General features: G+C 61.3%; 10 protein-coding genes. 8 read left to right on the top strand and 2 right to left on the bottom strand.

Annotated elements, in window-relative coordinates; all coding sequences use genetic code 11:
* Positions 1 to 36 precede the first annotated feature (36 nt).
* Positions 37 to 1,620: a hypothetical protein gene (locus V1286_RS38115; protein WP_334489198.1), complete on the top strand. Its 1,584-nt coding sequence runs from the start codon at positions 37 to 39 to the stop codon at positions 1,618 to 1,620.
* 841 nt (positions 1,621 to 2,461) lie between these two features.
* Here the strand turns inward: V1286_RS38115 and V1286_RS39175 are convergent.
* Positions 2,462 to 4,681: an FAD-binding protein gene (locus tag V1286_RS39175; RefSeq protein ID WP_465249081.1), complete on the bottom strand. Its 2,220-nt coding sequence runs from the start codon at positions 4,679 to 4,681 to the stop codon at positions 2,462 to 2,464.
* A gap of 383 nt (positions 4,682 to 5,064) precedes the next feature.
* Between V1286_RS39175 and V1286_RS38095 the strand changes: the two genes are divergently transcribed.
* From V1286_RS38095 to V1286_RS38065, 7 genes are all read left to right on the top strand, one after another.
* Positions 5,065 to 5,760, top strand: a complete 696-nt coding sequence (locus V1286_RS38095; RefSeq protein ID WP_334489196.1) for a GntR family transcriptional regulator — start codon at positions 5,065 to 5,067, stop codon at positions 5,758 to 5,760.
* Positions 5,761 to 5,847: 87 nt separating this feature from the next.
* Positions 5,848 to 7,446, top strand: a complete 1,599-nt coding sequence (locus V1286_RS38090; protein WP_334489193.1) for an ABC transporter substrate-binding protein — start codon at positions 5,848 to 5,850, stop codon at positions 7,444 to 7,446.
* 42 nt (positions 7,447 to 7,488) lie between these two features.
* Positions 7,489 to 8,505 (top strand): ABC transporter permease, encoded by a 1,017-nt coding sequence (locus tag V1286_RS38085; RefSeq protein WP_334489191.1) that lies wholly within the window; start codon positions 7,489 to 7,491, stop codon positions 8,503 to 8,505.
* Positions 8,502 to 9,416 carry an ABC transporter permease gene (locus V1286_RS38080; RefSeq protein ID WP_334489189.1) on the top strand — a complete coding sequence of 305 codons (915 nt, stop codon included), beginning with the start codon at positions 8,502 to 8,504 and terminating at the stop codon, positions 9,414 to 9,416. Before V1286_RS38085 ends, V1286_RS38080 begins: the two co-directional genes overlap by 4 nt.
* 2 nt (positions 9,417 to 9,418) lie before the next feature.
* Positions 9,419 to 11,284 (top strand): ABC transporter ATP-binding protein, encoded by a 1,866-nt coding sequence (locus V1286_RS38075; protein WP_334489187.1) that lies wholly within the window; start codon positions 9,419 to 9,421, stop codon positions 11,282 to 11,284.
* Positions 11,285 to 12,868: 1,584 nt separating this feature from the next.
* Complete coding sequence (locus V1286_RS38070) at positions 12,869 to 14,458, top strand: serine hydrolase (protein ID WP_334489184.1); 1,590 nt, start codon at positions 12,869 to 12,871, stop codon at positions 14,456 to 14,458.
* A gap of 677 nt (positions 14,459 to 15,135) precedes the next feature.
* Positions 15,136 to 16,986: an outer membrane protein assembly factor BamB family protein gene (locus V1286_RS38065; RefSeq protein WP_417021305.1), complete on the top strand. Its 1,851-nt coding sequence runs from the start codon at positions 15,136 to 15,138 to the stop codon at positions 16,984 to 16,986.
* A gap of 287 nt (positions 16,987 to 17,273) precedes the next feature.
* Here V1286_RS38065 and V1286_RS38060 read toward each other — a convergent pair whose 3' ends face one another.
* Complete coding sequence (locus tag V1286_RS38060) at positions 17,274 to 19,217, bottom strand: PrkA family serine protein kinase (protein WP_334489179.1); 1,944 nt, start codon at positions 19,215 to 19,217, stop codon at positions 17,274 to 17,276.
* Between the last annotated feature and the right edge of the window lie 430 nt (positions 19,218 to 19,647).

Raw genomic sequence — 19,647 nt, 5'->3', positions numbered from 1 at the left:
TAGCTGTTTTTGTACGCACGTTGTACGGACGGGAAGATGTCCTCAAAGACGATTTACGAACGAGAATCCCGGGCCTTGACAGACAATGACGTTCAAAGCGCGATTTCCTACAGCAACAGTAAGTGGATCATTGGCAAGATCTCTGAATGGCGAGACACGAAAACGGTTGGTTTGACGCTGCGTATCACGCCCGGCAAAGTCGTTTGGTACGTTCGCCGCCGCGAGATTACGCTACGGCTCGGGTTGGCATCAGACATCGATCTAGACGCAGCTAGATATTTTAGCGAACAGACCCATTTGGCGGCAAAGCGCAAGCGCAATCTGCGAGAGTTCGTAGAGACGCTTGTGCACTTGGAGACCAGCCACAAGTACAAGGATCCGTGGGGTAGTGCCCAGATTGCGGATCAGTTCGCGGACGAGACCTCTCTCCTAGCCTACCGAAAGCGCATCGGTGACACCGGCGCCACATGGACGTGGAAAGCACTCACTCAAAAATTCCTTGCGTATCAGTTACCGAGGCTAAAGCCAAAATACCGCAAGCAGTATGAGCACTACCTCACACTCAAGGAATTCTCGTGCATCAACGACAAACTTGTTGGCGAGATAAGGCTTAGAGATCTTGAGCGATTAAGAGATGAAATACATCTCAATCATGCTGCATCGGCAGTACACCGAGCACTAACCCAGTCAAAGCGAATGTTGACATGGGCTTGGAAGTATCAAGCCACGGCTTCGGGCCTCGATGAAGTCCAGGCTGAATGGTGGACGAGGTGGTCGTTCGAGTACAAGACCAAGCAACGCACGCATGCCCCTACGATTGAAGAGATAGCGCGGGCCTTAGTAATTGCGGAGAAATTCCGGAATTTGGCCGATGGCGAGCACGAAACCTATCCCGGCACGATTGGAGCCCTTTGGGGAGTTGCACTGACGGCACAGAGAACGGGTGCTTTCCTCCAGTTGCGGCTAGATCGACTTTTCGAGGCTTCGAGAATCGACCGAAAACTGCGCGGGTGGAAGATTGCAAACTGGACGTCGGAGGAGATGAAAGGCGGCCGAGATGGTGGTCGACCTCATTCACTTCCGATCCCTCCAGCAGCGCTGAAGGTAATGGCAACGTTTCATAGGGAAGCCGGTGGAAAGTCCTCTTGGATGTTTCCCGGGCGAGACGTGCGCAATCGAGTCACTCCTGCCGCACTTAACCTCTTGATGTATCGGCTCCAAGGCCGCGTTTACGATCACACGGTTCGACAAAAGCCGGCGCGAAAGGGAAAGCCAGGGCCAAAGCCGAAGCCGAGAAAGATGCGACCTGACCTTTTCAAGGAGTACGGTATCCGACCGTTCACACTGCATGACGTTAGAAGAACCGTGACAACGTTTCTTGACGACAGAAGATTGGGCGGCGCGGCAACAGCTATCCTGGGACACAAGACAGCACACTCCAGCATCGACGAACGCGAACAGCTCGCGTCGGTGACCGAACAACACTACAACCGCTCGCAGAAAATCGATCTCAAAGCTGAGGGTATGGCGATCTGGGTGAAAACACTTCTGGCGGCTTGCTATGCAGAACGACGGAAGCTCGAGGATTCACGAGCGCACCGACGGCGATTGGCCGCGTGACGCAGCAGTTTCACCACCACGCTGGCACTGCAAGCAAGCGATCAAGTTCAGGAGGGATCTCTATAGCGGAAGGCGGAGAGGGAGGGATTCTCTGCCAAGGTCCCATGGACCTCGAAAACCGCTGCAAAATCAGCGTTTCCAGACAGCCGCGGTGGGCTGTGTGTACCGCCAGTATGTACCGGAACCGATAGCCAGCTCAAGCGGGTTCGAGCAGGTGGTAAACGTTTTCTATCGTCCTGCCATCGGTCGCAAATCACACCGGGCCTGCTAGCGACACAGCCGCCGCATCAATGCAGCCGCGGCGGGATCACGGCGTGGTAAATTTCGCGCGGACCGCCAATTTCTGCTAACGGCGCTTTCTGAGACCGATATGTCGATCCAACCGAATGCCCCGCTTTGCACGAAGAGCTGCCCTCCGAGGGCAAGGGTCACACGTTCGAATCGTGTCGGGTGCGCCATTCTGTCATCATCTGCGAACCCGGAATCACTTCGTTCCGGATAGCTCGCATGGATACTTCCGACAGGGCCAGGTTTCCCCCATTGCTGGATGATCCAAAGAACTCTCGTCCCGCTCAAGCCCACGCATACGCATGGCGAAACGGTACCGTCCGGATGTGGCTATTGGAGTGATTGATATTGGGCGAGTCCCGAATTGAAGGTTGGGTAGCTCCAGACAAGCCACGTCCCATCAAAATCCGGTGGGGGCCGACAAAAAAGTCCGATGATCTTAGGGAATGATTTGGCGTGCCACAGGCAGCAACGCGGCCCGTTGAGCACTTCGCCCTGCGCATCGTCGAAGTCCAGCCGGCCCTTGAATTCCGAAGCCGACAGGTCCTAGGATTCAGCCGTGGTTGAGGAACTCGTCCAGCGTTTTGGCATCCGGCATGGCAAAGCCGGACTGGGGGACCCGGCTGACGCCCATCCCGCCCAGGCGGCGCAGTTTCACGGCCATCTCGGCTGCCTTGATCACGACTGTCACGCCGTTGACGACCGGTGCGCCATCGACATTGGCGCCACGTGCATTGCCAAACAGCATCATCGGGATTCCTCCCGTAGGCACGATGACGTCGGCCCCCGCGTCGAGAAGCTTGCGAGCCTCGCGGATGAACATCACCTCGAGTTCGGTCTTCCTGGCCGACGACGCGAAGGCTTCCATGTAGTCGCTCATGCTGGCGTCGATGGCGCGGATGCCTGCCACGCGTTGCTGCAGCCCGTAGCGCTGGACCTGGTCGGTGTGGATGGGGATGAAGGCCGGATTGATGGCCAGCAAGCCGAGCTTGCGTCCCAGGGTGCAGGCATGGAGCAGGGTGCTCTCACCCAGACCCAGCACGGGAATGTCGACCGAGGCGCGGGCTTCGTACAGCCCCACGTCCTGGAAGTGGTTCATGAAGAACACGTCGTAGCCTTCGCGCTCGGCCCGAATCGCCCCGCGGATGACTTCGCGCGAAAAGCGAAACTCGGAGAGTGCATGCACCGTCGTGACTGATGGCGTCGTGGTGTGGAATTCGATCTCGAAATCGGGATCGATGCAGGCCTGCATGTAGGGCAGCAGTTGCTCCAGATAGGCCTGATGTCCCGTCTTGTCGGTGGCTCCTTGCGCCCAGATGCGGAATTTCTTGCCGGTAGCGGTCATGATGGGTTCCTTTGCAACGAAGAGAAATGAGACAGGGCTCAGAGAACCTTGCCAGGATTGAGGATGCCCTTGGGGTCCAGCGCTTGTTTGATCGCGCGCATTGGCAGCGAGTTCGGCCGGGCTGCGGGTGTGGCCCAGGACCTTGCGTTTGAGGATGCCGATGCCGTGCTCGGCCGAGACGGCGCCACGATAGCGGCGCACCAGATCGTACACGATCTCTTCGATGGCGCGGGTTTCTGCCGCTGCACCATCTGCGAGGTGTGCGATTACGTGCAGGTTGCCGTCGCCAAGATGGCCAAAAACCAGTGCCGTGCACTGGGGCCAGCGCTGGCGCAGCAGGGTCTCGCATTCGAGAGCGGCCCGGCCGATGTCGCTAATCGCGAAACTCACGTCGAACGCCGCCATGCCGGGCAACAGGATCGGAAACTCGGCGGTGGCATCGCGCACCGCCCACAATGCACGCGCATCCGAGGTGGAGCGCGCGACCGTCGCATCCTCGAGCACGCCCTCTACCAGCATGCGGCCGAGGAATTCGTCGAACTCGGCGGGGTGGCCCGTCGCGTCGACGCCGGCGGTCTCCATCAGCACGTTCATGGCGTGGCGCCCGGACAGTGGCGCACGAAGCCCCTTGACCTTATCCAGCATGAAATCCAGGTAGCTGGGCCACATCACCTCGAACGCCAACACGCCGCCGGGCAGTTCCGCCTTCGCGCGCTGCAGCAGGATGGTCGCGGCGTCGTAGCTTGGCAGGCCGCACCACGCGGTCGAAACAGATTTCGGTTGTGGATGCAGTTTCAGGACGACGCGGGTGACGATCCCCAGCGTTCCCTCAGCTCCGGCCAGCAGGTGACGCATGTCGTAGCCCGTGTTGTTCTTGACCATCTTGTGCAGACCGCCAACCACGCTGCCGTCGGCCAGTACCGCTTCGATGCTCAGCAACTGGTCGCGCATGGTTCCGTAGCGGATGACGCGGTTGCCGCCCGCGTTGGTGGACAGGCTGCCGCCGATGGTACAGGTGCCTCTTGCCCCGAGGTCGAGTGCGAACAGAAAACCCGCCGCCTCGGCCGCTTCCTGCACGGCGTGGAGTGTGCATCCGGCCTGCGCCGTGAGGTTGCCGGACACTGCATCGATCTCCTCGATCGCGTTCATCCGCTCGAGGCTCACGGCCACCTCGCTGGAGCCGCAGCAGGCACCGCCGGCCAGGCCGGTCAGCCCCCCCTGGGGAACGACCGGCTGCCCGAACTCATTGCAGATGTGTAGCATCCGCGCGAGTTGTTCGGTGTTGCGGGGCCGCAGCAGCGCCAGCGGCACGCTGTACGGAACACCACTCCAGTCGCCATAGCGGCGATCGGGAATGCCAAGGCCGGTGGCCACGAGGTCGTTGCCGAGCGCCTGTACCAGGGCATCGATTGCTTTTGCAGAACTCATGATTTGGGAAAAGGCCTTTCTGGACCGGAGTGAACGACGGTTACGCCTGGACGGTCTGCATGGCCTGCCGCCGGTCGCACGTCCGATGTCATTGGCGACGGCAGCGCCCGTGCCGATGAAGACGACGTCGAGGTCCTCGACTGCGCAGGCATTCTGCGCGCACCCATGGCAGTCTCGATCTTCGTCCCCCACTGCCACGCGAGGCCTGCCGCGGAGGGCTCGGGACATGTACGAAGCGATTGACAACAATATATTGTTATGTGAAATGTAAAGTCAACGCGGTTTTGAAATCCAATAAAATTCCGGAAAAATCGTGAAATGGAAACGGGATTCTGCTGATTTCTTCGTCGTACCCCTCAAAACAGTATACAGTGGTGAACGCCATGAGCGGCAAGACATCAAAGGTCATGGAAGCTTCCGTACCGGATGCGTCGGGGCGCCTGAGCCTGAGTTCCATCGCCCATGACGCGCTGCGCGCGCGCCTGCGCGCCGGTCTGGTGACTCCGGAGGACCGGCTGGTCGACATGGAAATCGCCACGCAACTGGGCATGTCCCGCATGCCCGTGCGCGAGGCGCTCCTGCAGCTGGTGGCCGAAGGCTGTCTGGTCAGCACCGCGCGGGGCTATCGCATCCCGACCCTGAATCGCGATGACGTCATGGAAGTGTTCGAATTACGCAAGCTGCTCGAGCCCAGGGCCGCCGCACTCGCCGCCCGCGACATCTCACGCGAGGGAATCGCGCAGCTGGGAGCGGCGCTTGGGGAAGCCAAGACCGCCCAAGCGACAGTCGATTTTTCGCGCTTGTTCCGCGCGAACGCCGATTTCCGCGAGACGTGGCTCGGCGCCGTGCGCAACAGCCGCCTGGCGGCGGTGATCACGCGGTGCGCCGACCAGGTGCTGACCGTGCGCATGAGTACTTTGCGCGACCCCGCCATTCAGGTGATCGTCGTTGCGGGGCTGCAGGAACTGCACGCGGCATTTGCGAGGCACGATTCCGTCGCGGCCCACGATAGCATGGTCCGGTTCGTGTTTGCGGCCGAGCGCGGCTACGCCGCGCTCGCCAATGCGAGTGTCGAATGATGTCCTCGACTCGACCGCCAAGCGCGTAAACGTTTTGCTTTCGCTCTGGATCTCTCGTTCATTTTTTTCCACTTCCCAGGGGTACGCATGATGACAGGTCACTTGCATTTTCCCGCCGACCCGCATGAGATCGATGTGCAGTCGGCACTCAAGGACCCGGCGCGGCGGCGCATGATCCTGGGCTCGCTGGCTGCCGGCGTTGGCGCGCTCATTCCCTGGGAGCTGGCGCGCGCGCAGGTCAACGACAAGTCCACGCTTTCGATCGCCTATCCGGTCGACGTCCCGACCTGGGACCCGAACGCCTTGTCCATCCCCACCATCCAAAACCTGTACCAGTCGGTTTTCGACTCGCCCTTGCGCTATTCGCCGCAGTTGAAGTTGCAGCCGCGCCAGGTGACGGAGTGGAAGTGGGTCGACGACAAGGCGACCCGCCTGGAGATCACCCTGCGCGACGACATCGTCTTCCACGACGGAACGCAGGCGACCATGGAAGACGTCAAGTTCAGCCTGGCGGATCGCGCCAAGGCCGACAAGAAGCTGCTCGTCGGCGGCATGCTCAATACAGTCAGCGACATCGAGGTGGTCTCGCCGACCAAGGGCGTCATCGCCTTCAACCGCTCCACGCCGGCTGCTCCCATCTATTTGGCGTTTCTGGCCGCCTACATCGTGCCCAAGGCTTACATGGAGCGCGTCGGCGCGGAGGGCTTCAATGCCAGGCCGATCGGCGCCGGCCCCTACCGCATGATCGAGCACCTGCGCGGCTCGCGCATCGTGCTTGAAGCGTTCGACAAATATTGGGGCGGCTCGCCTTCGATCCGGCAGATCGTCTTCCAAATCGTCCCCGAAGCTTCGGCCCGGGTCGCGTTGGTCGAGTCCGGGCGGGCCGGGCTGGCGACCCGCCTGCCCGTGCGCGAGCTGCAGCGGCTGGCACAGAAGACCGGCATCGAGACCAAGGTCTATCCGTTCTCCGAGGTCTACATGATCCGGATTCCCAGCTACGTGAAGCCCATGGACGACGACCATGTGCGGTCGGCCATGCACCTGGCCATCGACAAGGCGGCCCTGTCCAAAGCCTTCTACGGCGGCGTGGCCAAGCCGCTATCGGTGATGACACCCGAAGGCACGCCGTCCTATGTGGCAGATTTCAACTATCCGTTCGACAGGAACAAGGCCATCGCCGAACTGAATGCCGCCGGTTTCGGGCCGGGCAATCCGGTGTCATTCACGCTGCTGTCCACCAACGGCGTATTTCCCAATGACTACGACATGGCCCGTGCGATCGCGGGGATGTGGAAGGCGGTTGGCATCAACGCCACGATCGAAGAGACGACGCCGGCGAAGCTCGTCGAGGCGGCCCAGAACGGCAAGCTGACCGGCCCACTGCTCTACAGCTGGGCCAACAGCACTGGAGACCCGGAAAACTACGCCGGCCGCATCTTCGATCCGCGCCTGCGGTTCTCGACGTGGAAGGACATGTCGCTGTCGCCCCGCATTGATGCGCTCATGACGGAAGTCGACGAGGCCAAGCGCATGGCCGGCTACAAGCAGCTGAACGTCGAATCGTCACAGAAGTCCTGGGCCATTCCGCTGCTGCAGGCAGTTGAAACAGTGGCCTATTCGGCCAGCTTGGAGCCGACCTTGTTCGACAACGGCTACATCCTGCCGGCGGAGTTCAAGTATCGCTGATCACCTGCTGACATGACAACTTAACCCGCCCGGTCAATCGACATGTTCCAGGTCGTTTCTGCCATCATATTGCGCCGGCTGCTGCTGGCCATTCCGACCTTGTTGCTGCTGTCACTGGTGGTGTTCGTCGTGCTGCGCATGCTGCCTGTCGACCCGCTTGCGATGCTGCTGCCCGCATCCGCGACCCCCGCCGATGCAGCTGCGCTGCGGCAGCAGCTCGGTTTCGACAAGCCCATTCCCCAACAGTTTCTGATCTGGCTGTGGGAGGCGATGAACGGCAACCTGGGCAACTCGATCAACTTTCGGCAACCCGTCGTCCAGCTGATGCTTGCCGCCGTCCCCGCCACGCTGGAACTCACGCTGACGAGTTTGCTGCTCGCCCTGCTGATCAGCGTGCCCGGCGGCGTACTCGCCTTCGTGCTTTACCAGCGCAGGCGCGAAGCCACCGCCGACGTGATCGTGGCGCTGATGCAGTCGATCCCGTCCTTTCTCTGGAGCCTGCTGCTCATCCTGGCATTCGGCGTGTTGTGGCCAGTATTGCCGTTCAGCGGGCGGGTCGGAGACGGCGTCGCGCTGCCAGGCATCACAGGGATCGCGCTCATCGACCTTCTGCTGGTGGGCCGGTTCGACGCCTGGCTGAGCGCGGTGTCCCACCTTCTGCTGCCTGCGCTGGCACTGGCGCTGGGCTTTGCCCCGCTGGTGATCCGCGTGCTGCGCTCCAGTCTGATCGACGCCGCCAACGAGCCCTATGTTGAGGTCGCCCGGCTGCGCGGCTTGTCGGAGACGCGTATCCTGTGGCGCCACATGCTCAAGAACGCCTCGCTGCCCACCATCACGATGATCGGCGTGCAGTTCGGCTTCCTGTTCGGCGGGGCGCTGCTGGTGGAGATGATCTTCGGTTTCCCCGGCGTCGGGAACCTGATGGTCCAGGCGGTCAAGGGCAACGACTTGCCTTTGATCCAGGGGATCGCCCTGATTTTTTGTGTCCTGATGCTGGCAATCACGATCATCGTCGACGTGCTGTACGCCGTGTTGAACCCGCGACTGAGAACCCTATGACTGCAAGCGCCCTGACGATCTCGCCGGCCCCGCGCGAGGGACGATTTCCGGTGACACGCGCCGCACTTCGGCAGCTCGCTCGTCAACGCCGGGTGTGGGTGGGCGGTGGCATCCTGCTGGTGATCCTGCTGCTGGCAGTGTTCGCACCCTTGGTGGCGCCCCACGATCCGCTGGAACAGGACCTGCTGCACATGCTGACGCCTCCGATGTGGGCTGCGGGCGGCAGCGGAGAATTCCCGCTCGGGACCGATGGCCTCGGACGCTGCGTCTTGTCGCGGGCCATCTTCGGCGCGCGGGTGGCCTTGACCGTGGCCATCGAGGCGGCGCTTGGTTCGATGCTGCTGGGCAGCGCACTCGCCCTCCTGGGCGGCTATTTCGGCGGCCTCGTGGACCGCGCTATCAGCTACGTGGTCGACCTCTGGATGTCGTTTCCGCCGGTGGTGTTGTCGCTGATCTTGCTGGTCGGGCTGGGCACCGGTGTGGACAAGGTGATCCTCGCCGTCGTGCTGGTGGACTGGACGCGGTTCTGCCGCGTCATTCGCGCCGACGTTTTGGTGATCCGCCGCCGCGATTATGTCCTGGCCGCGCGGTTGATCGGCTTCAGCCACTTGCGCACAATGCTGCGCGAAGTCCTTCCGGCGGTCGTGCCACTGATGATCACGCTGTTCTCGATCGAGATGGGCGTCGCCATCATCGTGGAGGCCACGCTATCCTTCATCGGGCTGTCGGTCCCGCCTGAGATCACGACTTGGGGCCAGATGCTGGCCGACGCCCGCAACGACATGCAGAGCGCCGCCTGGGTCATGCTGACGCCGGTGCTGTGCATCATCGTCACCGTGCTGGGCTGCAACCTGTTAGGCGATGGCGTCCGCGTCGCACTCGATCCTCGCCTGCGGCTGCGGGGGGAGTGAACATGTTGTCGATCACCAACCTGACATTGACGGCTCGCCTCGGTGGCCAGCGCGTCGAGGTGCTGCGCGACGTCTCCCTGAAGCTGGAACGCGGCAAGGTGCTCGGCCTGGTGGGCGAGTCCGGAGCCGGCAAGAGTATGATCGGCCGGGTCATCGCCGGCCACATTCCGACGGGCTTCGAGGTCTCGAAGGGCCGCATCGTGTTCGAAGACACGGATCTGCTCGCGCTCAACCGCAAGGCCTGGCGGCGGCTGTTGGGACGGCGCATTGCGTTCGTTCCGCAAGAGCCGTTGACCGCGCTCAATCCGGTGGAGACCATCGGCCAGACCTTCGCCGAGCACCTGACCCATCTTGGGGTGCCCGCCGCCGAGAGACGACCCCTGATGTTGCGGCAGCTCGACTCTGTGCATTTGCCTAACCCGAATGAACTGATCCACCGCTACCCGCACGAACTTTCGGGCGGACAATGCCAGCGAGTCCTGATTGCCATGGCCTTTGCCGCCAATCCGGCACTGATCGTGGCCGACGAGCCTACGACAGCCCTGGACGTCGTCAGCCAGGCGACCGTGCTCAGGCTGCTGGCCGAGCAAAGACGTATCCATCAGACGGCGATGCTGCTTATCACGCACGACCTGCGGCTGGCCTCTCATGTGTGCGACGATATCGTCGTGCTGTATGCGGGCGAACAGGTGGAATACGGACAGGCCACGGAAGTGCTGCGCCGCTCGCGTCATCCCTATACATGGGCGCTGGATCGCGCCACGCCGAACGTCCATGGTCCGCAGCGTCAGCTGCCAGCGCTGGCTGGGCAGATGCCCGGTGTGTCCGCACTGGGCGGAATCAGCGGGTGCCGGTTTGCGGCGCGCTGCTCGCAAAGCCAGACGGCGTGCATGGCTCAGCCGCCGGCGCTTGCAGAGTGCGCCAGCCGCCATTGGGTGCGCTGCATCTATCCGCGCGAGGTCTCGGCCGGCGCGAGGACGGCGGCCGATGAAGGCAGCGCAACAACCGCCACCAGCGGGTGGAGCGCCCCGCGCGGTGATGCTGCTGCGCCGTCCCTGGTGGAGCTGCAGGATGCGACGCTGCGGTACACCGCGCGCCGCGGCGTGCTGGGTCAGCGCAAGGTGCACAATGTGGCCGTCAACCGGTTGTCGCTCAAGGTTCAGCCTGGCCAGTTCGTGGGGATCGTCGGGGAAAGCGGCAGCGGCAAGAGTTCAGTGGCGCGCCTGATCGTGGGAGCGGAGTCGCTGACGAGCGGCAGATTGCTGATCGACGGGCAGGAACGAGTCGGCGCCAAGGCCCTTCGGCTCACGCGTGAACACGTGCAGATGATCTTCCAGGACCCGCACTCCGCGCTGAACCCGCGCCGCTCGGTGTACCGGCTGCTGACGCAGGCCTACGAGTCCGACCACATGGCGTCGAAACGCCATCCACGGCAGGAGCGCGCGCACGAACTGTTGAACGATGTCGGGCTGCCGCTGGACGCGCTGATGCGCTTCCCCAGTCAATTGTCCGGCGGACAGAAACAGCGCGTCAACATCGGCCGGGCTTTGTGTGTGATGCCGAGACTGGTGGTGGCCGACGAGATCGTGTCCGGCCTGGACGTGTCCGTGCAGGCACAGGTCCTCAACCTCTTGATCGAACTGGGGCGGCGACACGGCATTGCGCTGGTGCTGATTTCACACGACCTGTCGGTGGTGCGCTACCTGTGCTCGCGGGTGGTGGTGATGCAGCATGGAAACGTAGTGGAGCAGGGGAATACCGAAGAGGTCTTCGCGAATCCTCAGCATCCCTACACCCGGTTACTGCTGGCCTCGGTGCCGCCGGCGGACCCGTCGATCGCGTGGCCGCCCGAGATCGCCGTTGCCTGAGAGAGCACGGCCACGGCCGTGCTCGTCGGACGGAAGCGGCTTGATCGTCACGGCGTCGAACGTCTGATTTGCCGGCGAAATGGCATCCGAAACGCCAAAGGCGACCCTTCCGGGTCGCCTTTGCCAGTATCGCACGAATGGTTGCGGGGACCTGCAACCATCTCAAATTGCTGTTTCAGGCGCTGGCCTGACCCGATGAGCTTTGCCCTCCGAAGGCAAAGGTCACACGTTCGAATCGTGTCGGGTGCGCCAGTTCCTCCTTACTTTACAGCGCGATATGCGAGTCTTGACCAAGACTCCAGCTTTGTCGCATTCGAGCGAGTAAGCAATCTGGAGAAAATCGCCGCCCCGTGCAAATTGCGTGGCAACCTGATGTGTCGGTTGGAAGCTCGCTATTCTGAAAACAGCGATCGTTTCTACAAGCGGTCGGATTGGCGCTCTCAGTGCTGGTTGGTCCAGTCCAAAAGGAAGTTTGGACTAGTTCCAGTTTACGGGAGCTAGCGACATCTAACATCCACACCTCAACGACCGCCTTGCGCCAGAAGCGGTCATCCCGTCCATCTGCGTGTCGGCGAAGCTGCCGGGGTAGTCCGGTCTTCGTCGGCCAGTAATTAGACCGGCTGCTTGTCATCTCCGCCTAGGAAAGAATGGGTGGCGCAAGCCAGGACGGCAGATCCGAACCATGGCTGTACGTTCATTTTGGATCGGTCGTCCTGAGCCGCGGGTGGGGCTGTCTTGACGTGGGATATCCGGCCGTCTGGACTCAGACGAAAAAATAAGGAGACACCACGTGCCTCCCTCTCCTTCATGCGAACCCGTGACCGTGCTCGATCCCTGCGCGGAATTCGCGGCTATTTCTGAATGCAGGTATCCGCGGTCCCTCTGGCGCATTCGTCGAGGTCGGAAAATACCAGGTCATCCACTGATCCGGCAAAGCGCGGGGTGTGCACACATCACGCGAGGGCTTCATCCGGTCGCAAGACGGCGTGACCATCGTTTACCCTCTTCGAAGCGCGCGGTATCAATTCTAATATTATGGTGTACTCTGAATGCGTGCATGTCGATGGTCGGCCTGCATTGAGACAACTTTTGGGATGATGGAGGGCAACATGGCCAAGAAAGCGAAGAAGGCAAAGAAGACAGCCAAGAAGACGGCCAAGAAGAAAAAGAAGTAGTCGTTCGACGAAACCTCATAGCAATCGGATAGCGTCTGAGGTCCGTTGCGCCCTTCGCAGCACGGATCGGCGGCAGCCTTCGTCGCAGAATATCCGCGCAACGAACAGTCTGACCGGACCTTTATGCAGATGGCTGCTGCATAATGGTCCGGTTTTTCATTGAGGCTTGATCAAGGAGTCGTCGCCGGACTGCCTAGCGCACATGACAATTTAGGCCAACGTCCGCTTCGCGCCGCCAAAACCGGACGTTCTCTCAGAGTCGCTTGCCGGACCCATTGAGACATTGAACCCGATCAGCAGTTATGGGACGTTTTGGTAGAGAGACAGATTACCTTGCAAAAATTCGGCAGCAGCGACGACTGCAGTTCTTTCAACCGCGTATTACAACAGCGAACGCCGGAGTGCCATCATGTCCTTGCTGGAATCGGTTGTGTCACTTCGCCCGACCAAGAAGGTAATCACCACCGGCCTGGTTACTTTCTGTCTTCTCTGGGCTGACGCGCCGATGCCGAGCCGTGCCGATACATCACCGTCCCAGACCGCCGGCGTTCCGATCCCCGATGGCCAGATCGACAAGGCTATCGCCAGCCTCGACGCGATCGCCAGCGATGTCATGAAGAGAAGCGGCATCCCGGGCATGTCGGTCGCGGTGGTGCGGGATGGCAGGACGGTCTACGCGAGGGGTTTTGGTGTCCGGAAAATCGGGGAGAGCCAGTCTGTCGACGCAAACACCGTGTTTCAGATCGCGTCGCTTTCGAAATCGCTCGCGGCCAGCGTCGTCGCCCATCAGGTCGGCGCTGGCATCGTCAAGTGGGACACGCCCCTCGTCGCGCACTTGCCCTGGTTCAAGCTTGTTGATCCGTGGGTCACGCAGCATGTCACCGTTGCCGACATGTTCAGCCACCGCTCGGGTCTGCCGGCTCACGCCGGGGATGATCTGGAAGATCTCGGCTATGATCGACGAACCGTGCTGGAGCGGCTGCGCCTGCTGCCGCTTCACGGCTTCCGCGACATTTACGCCTATACAAATTTCGGCCTGACGGCGGCGGCGGAGTCGGTAGCTGCCGCATCGGGCAAGGACTGGGAAAGCCTTTCCGAAGATGTCCTTTACGAGCCGCTCGGCATGACGGCGACCAGCTCTCGCTTCGCCGACTTCGAAAAGCGGCCGAACCGCGCCTTGGGACATGTGAAGGTCGGCGACGGCTTCCGGCCGAAATACCAACGTTTGCCCGACCCGGAGTCGCCGGCGGGCGGCGTCAGTTCGTCGGCGAACGATCTCGCCCGATGGCTGGCGTTGGTGCTGCAGAACGGTAAATTCGAAGGTCGGCAGATCATTCCAGTCGATGCACTGCTTCCGGCCGTGACGGCCGAAATCATTTCGACCCGCTCCTCCGCGGTCGACGCAAGGCCAGGCTTTTACGGATATGGATTCGGCGTCGGAATCACACCGGCTGGCCGAACGATGATCAGTCATTCCGGCGCTTTCGCATTGGGTGCCGGGACCCATTACGCGATGATCCCGTCCACAGGCGTGGGGATCACTGTGCTGACCAACGCGGCACCAAGCGGCGCGGCGGAGGCGCTCGGTGCGTATTTTACGGATCTTGTCCAGTTCGGCATGGTCACGCGGGACTGGTTTGCCGCCTACGCTCCCATCATGGCTGGACTCATGGCGCCGACGGGCGATCTCGTCGGCAAGTCACCACCCGCCAGTCCGGCGCCGGCGGCAAAGCTTTCGTCCTACGTCGGTGTCTATGCCAACCCCTATTTTGGCAGTGCCGAGATCGCCGACGTGAGCGGCCATCTGGAGCTCAAGCTCGGCCTGTCGAACACGCCATACACGCTGACACACTGGGATGGCGATGTATTTTCGGTGAGCCCTTCCAGCGAGAACCAAACCGATGGTTCTTTGTCGTCGGTCACATTCCGACAGGCCGGCAAGGAGCTGAAGATCGAATATCTCGACGGCAACGGGCTCGGCCTGTTCCTGCGACGTTGACCACCGCCGCTTGATTCATGGCAAACCCGCCGGAATGCCGGCAGCCGGGGAGCGATGAGCTCAGGTGGTCTTAGGAGCCGTGAGCTAATCGCACTGCGCGCATTGCGTAATTTGTTAAACCGGATCAACGTGATTTGCTCCGTCCAGTCCCTCCCGTCGGCGCTTTGGCGCGTTTGAGACATGCCGACGGACCGTGAAATCGTCCGGTGATCGGAGAAGATCGGAAGCGATTTTCAGACAGTCGAAACGGCGCTTCTGACCCCAACTGACGATGGAGCCATTGCAACTCATGATGATGCACGGACAGGCAGCCTGCCCGCTGGGCTGATCGGATGGCGCACCTGGAAATATCGCGGCGGCATCACCGCATGCGCCGGCCTGCGTATTCTGGCAAATGTCCGTTTCGCGCCCAAACCGTTCTCCCGAAGCGCACACAAGGCAGGCGCCGCGGAAAGTGGATAAGCCGCGGCGCGGGCGGCCGTGACAGGACCGTATGGCATCGGTAGTCCTAGATCCCTGAGGTTCGCGTTGGTTGTTCATTCGTGCTAGGCGTGGACTGCTGCGCGGGCTGATCTACTGTTGCCGAAGCACGCGCCAGCTATGCGAGGGAGGCGAGAATGACGAGTACGCCCAGGCTCCGCTCTGGATGCACTCTCTCCGCACGTCTCCTGCTTGGAGTGGGCATATTGCTCGCTGGCGTCCTCCCGGATCGGGCGGAAGAGGCGCTGAGCTCGGGAGGCGAAGCGCTCTACCGCACGCGCTGCGCATCGTGCCACGAGGGCGGCGTGGCACGCGCGCCTGACACCAACGCGCTGCGGCAGTTCAGGCCTGAGCGGATGAGCTTTGCCCTGATGTTCGGAATGATGAGCCAGCAGGGACGCGACCTGAGCCAAGGCGAAATTCAGGACATCGTTCGTTATCTCGTCGGGGCACCGCCGCAGCAGCAGCAGCAGCCGCTGCCGGATTCCAAGTGCCGTGAGCAGGGCCCGATGCTTGCGGACGCTTCGTTGCCACGCTGGAACGGTTGGGGCGTCGACCTCGCTCAACGCCGGTTTCAACCCGCTGCCATGGCCCAGCTTTCGCCAGACAATGTTCCGCTCCTGAAGCTGAAATGGGCGTTCGGCTTTCCTGGCGATACCAAGGCCTATGCGCAGCCGACAGTTTGGGGCGGCCGAGTCTTCGTGGGCAGTGCGGGGGGCAAGGTCTATGCGCTGGATGCCAGACTTGGCTGCCAGCGCTGGGTGTTCGACGCCGGCTTCGGCGTACGCACCGCGATCACCATCGGCGAGGATGAGCGCGGCACGACCGCTTATTTCGGCGATCAACGCGGTGAAGCCTATGCGCTCGATGCCGAGAGCGGGAAGCTGTTGTGGAAGAGACGAGTCGATGCGCATGCGGGAGCCGTGATCACCGGCGCGCCGACATTGGCCAATAACGTGCTTTACGTGCCAGTCTCTTCGTTCGAAGAGGTATTGGCGATCGATCCACGCTACTCTTGCTGCACCTTCCGCGGTCTGATTGCCGCGCTCGATGCTCGGACCGGCGAAGTGCTGTGGCGCGGCTATGTCAGCCCGCCGGCGCAGCCCGTCCGCGTGAATGAGATCGGCGTGCAGCTCTTCGCGCCCTCTGGCGGCGCCATCTGGTCGTCGCCGACCATCGACCCCAGATCAAACCGGATTTACGCGACGACGGGCGACAGCTATCTGGACCCGGCCTCCACGACCTCCGACGCCTTTGTGGCCTTTGATCTGGCCACCGGACGGCTCGCATGGTCGCAGCAGATGACCGAGGGTGATGCATACAATATGGCGTGCAGCGGCCAGTATCGCTCTAACTGCCCCGGCACCAAGGGTCCCGATTTTGATTTCGGCTCCTCTCCGATACTGGTCGATTTACCTGACGGACGACGTGCGCTCATTGCCGGCCAGAAATCAGGCATGGTGCACGCGCTCGATCCGGATCGCGATGGCGCCATCCTCTGGCAGCGCCGGGTGGGACTCGGCAGCACGCTCGGCGGCGTGCAATGGGGCTCCGCTGCGGACGATGCGAACGTCTATGTCGCGGTGTCGGATGTCGGGATGAAGGCCGTGCCGCAGGCCACCGCCGGCGCGCAGAAATCTGTCTTTGGGGTTACCATGAAGCTCGATCCGAGCCAGGGCGGCGGGCTGTATGCGATGAACCAGACGACCGGCGAAATCGTCTGGCACACGGCACATCCGGGCTGCGGCGATCGGCCGGGATGCAGCCCTGCGCAGTCGGCTGCGGTGACCGCGATCCCTGGAGTGGTGTTCTCCGGCGGACTGGACGGCCACCTGCGGGCCTATGCCGCCAAGAGCGGCGAGATCGTCTGGGACGTCGACACCATGCAGGACTACGCAACCGTAAACGGTGTGTCGGCGCATGGTGGCGCGCTCGACGGGCCGGGGCCGGTGATCGCCGGCGGCATGCTCTACGTCAACTCCGGCTACACAAATTACGGCACCGCACCCGGCAATGTGCTGCTCGCCTTCTCCGTGGACGGACAGTAGGCGGGGATATTTCGCGCGATCAGCGCGGAATGGTATCCACGAGAAAGGTCCGCATTGCGCCAAAAGCTGTCGGTCGAGGAATGTCCGGGTTGGGTGTGCGCCGTGCAAAGGCGGCGCTTTCCAGTGGGTGCAAATCCCATCCGGCAACCGCTCCAATCGGAGCAGTCATGGAGGTAACGAAGTGGCTGAAGCCTTATTAGCGTGTCACAAATTGGCGGTTCTCAAGGCTTTTGCTGCCCGGATTCAGGCGCCGATCGACGATGTGCATAGCCACCCTTGCATTTGCCTCAGCCGGCTTGCTTCACCCGCATGTACCATTCGACGAGGCGGCGAACCTGACGCTCAGTATAGCCGCGTCCCACCATGCGCGCGACAAACTCGCCGTGCTTCTTTTCGGTATCGCCGTCCTTTTTCGAGCCAAACGAGATAACCGGAAGAAGGTCTTCGACCTGCGAAAATATCCGTTTTTCGATGACTTCTCGAATCTTCTGATAGCTGGTCCAGGACGGGTTTTTGCCGCTGTTCTGTGCCCTCGACCGCAGCGAGAACTTGACGACCTCGTTGCGGAAGTCCTTCGGGTTGGTGATGCCCGCAGGCTTCTCGATCTTGGTCAGTTCCTGGTTGAGAAGGTTGCGATTGAGCAGTTGGCCGGTATCGGGGTCCTTGAAGTCCTGATCTTCGATCCAGGCATCGGCATAATCCACGTAGCGATCGAACAGGTTTTGACCGTAATCCGAATAGGATTCCAGATAGGCTTTCTGGATCTCGTGGCCGATGAATTCCGCATAGCGCGGCACGAGTTCGGCCTTGATGAATTCGAGATAACGCTTTTCGACTTCCTCAGGAACCTGCTCACGGCGGATCGAATGCTCGAGCACATACATCAGATGGACGGGATCGGCGCCAAGTTCCGCGGTATCGTGATTGTAGGTCGCGGCTAGGACCTTGAATGCAAACCGCGTCGAGACGCCGGCCATGCCTTCGTCGACGCCGGCAGCATCCTTGTATTCCTGGACGCTGCGGGCCTTCGGATCGGATTCCTTGAGGCTTTCACCGTCATAGACCCGCATTTTCGCGAACAGGGTAGAGTTTTCGTGCTTGCGAAGACGTGACATCACCGAGAAGCGCGCGAGCGTTTCCAGGGTTGCCGGCGCACACGGCGCGGAAGCGAGTTCCGATCCCTGGATAAGCTTCTCATAGATCTTCTGCTCCTCGGTCACCCGCAAGCAGTACGGCACCTTGATCACGCAGATGCGATCGATGATGGCTTCGTTCTTTTTGTTGGCCTTGAAGCTTTGCCATTCGGCTTCGTTCGAATGCGCGAGAATGACACCGGTGAATGGAATGGCCCCGATATTCTCGGTACCGATGTAGTTGCCTTCCTGGGTCGCCGTTAACAGCGGGTGCAGCATCTTGATCGGCGCCTTGAACATCTCGACGAATTCGAGGACGCCCTGGTTGGAGCGATTCAAGCCGCCGGAATAGCTATAGGCATCAGGGTCGTTCTGGGCGAAGGTCTCCAGCCTGCGAATGTCGACCTTGCCGACCAGCGAGGAGATGTCCTGATTGTTCTCGTCGCCAGGCTCGGTTTTCGCGACCGCGATCTGCCGCAGGCGCGAGGGCTGGATTTTGGCGACCCGGAATCGTGAAATGTCGCCGCCGAATGTTTCCAGCCGTTTGTAGCACCACGGACTCATCGGTCCATGGAGGCGACGGCGCGGAATGCCGTACTTTTCTTCAATCATCGGCCCCAGCGATTCCGGATCGAACAAACTCAGGGGGCTCTCGAACACTGGACTGAGTTCGTCGCCGGCCTTCAGCACGTAGATGGGATGGACTTCCATCAACGATTTCAGCCGCTCCGCCAGCGACGATTTTCCACCGCCCACCGGCCCCAGCAGATAGAGAATCTGCTTGCGCTCTTCCAGACCTTGAGCTGCGTGCCGGAAGAAGCCGACGATGCGCTCGATGGTTTCTTCCATGCCATAGAATCCGGCGAAGGCCGGATAGGCGCGCATGGTCCTGTTCAAAAAGATACGGCCAAGGCGGGCGTCCTTGGCCGTGTCAATCATTTGAGGCTCACCGATCGCAGCTACCAGGCGCTCGGCCGCATTGGCATATCGCATCGGATCGCCTCGACACGATTCCAGATATTCCGCCATCGACATGTCGGTTTCGCTTCGAACCTCAAAGGACCGAGCGAAAGCATTGAACAGAGAATCGGCGTACATGATCCCTCTCCTCAAACTGCTGGAACGCGCGGCGAAGTCCGACGGCCGACCGAACAGATCGTCCGACTGCCGGAATCAGTTAGGATCGCGCGGCATCAACTAGTCAGCGACTTGCTGCTTCGCCGTGGACGCGCGAAAATCCCGAGGTGGTTATCTTATGGCCCGAGCAAATCTAATCGACGTAGGCCGCCCTAGCCGCGATCATTTTTGGCCTTCGGGCGCTTCGACCCGTTCTCCGCGCTGGGCTGCGTGTTGCGGACGGCCTCGGTCAGCATCTGGCGCAGCTCAGCCTTCGTCTCGGCGGCTCCCGCGTAAAGCTAGATTTTTGCCATTGGGTCACGGTGACTATGTGGGGATGCCCGAGGGAGAAGTAAATGCCACTGGGGCCGCAAAATCAGGGGCAGCCGACATCAACTATTTTGAGGATAAT

It is taken from the genome of Bradyrhizobium algeriense (assembly GCF_036924595.1).
GTDB lineage: Bacteria > Pseudomonadota > Alphaproteobacteria > Rhizobiales > Xanthobacteraceae > Bradyrhizobium > Bradyrhizobium algeriense.
This window is presented reverse-complemented; position numbering and strand designations above follow the sequence as displayed.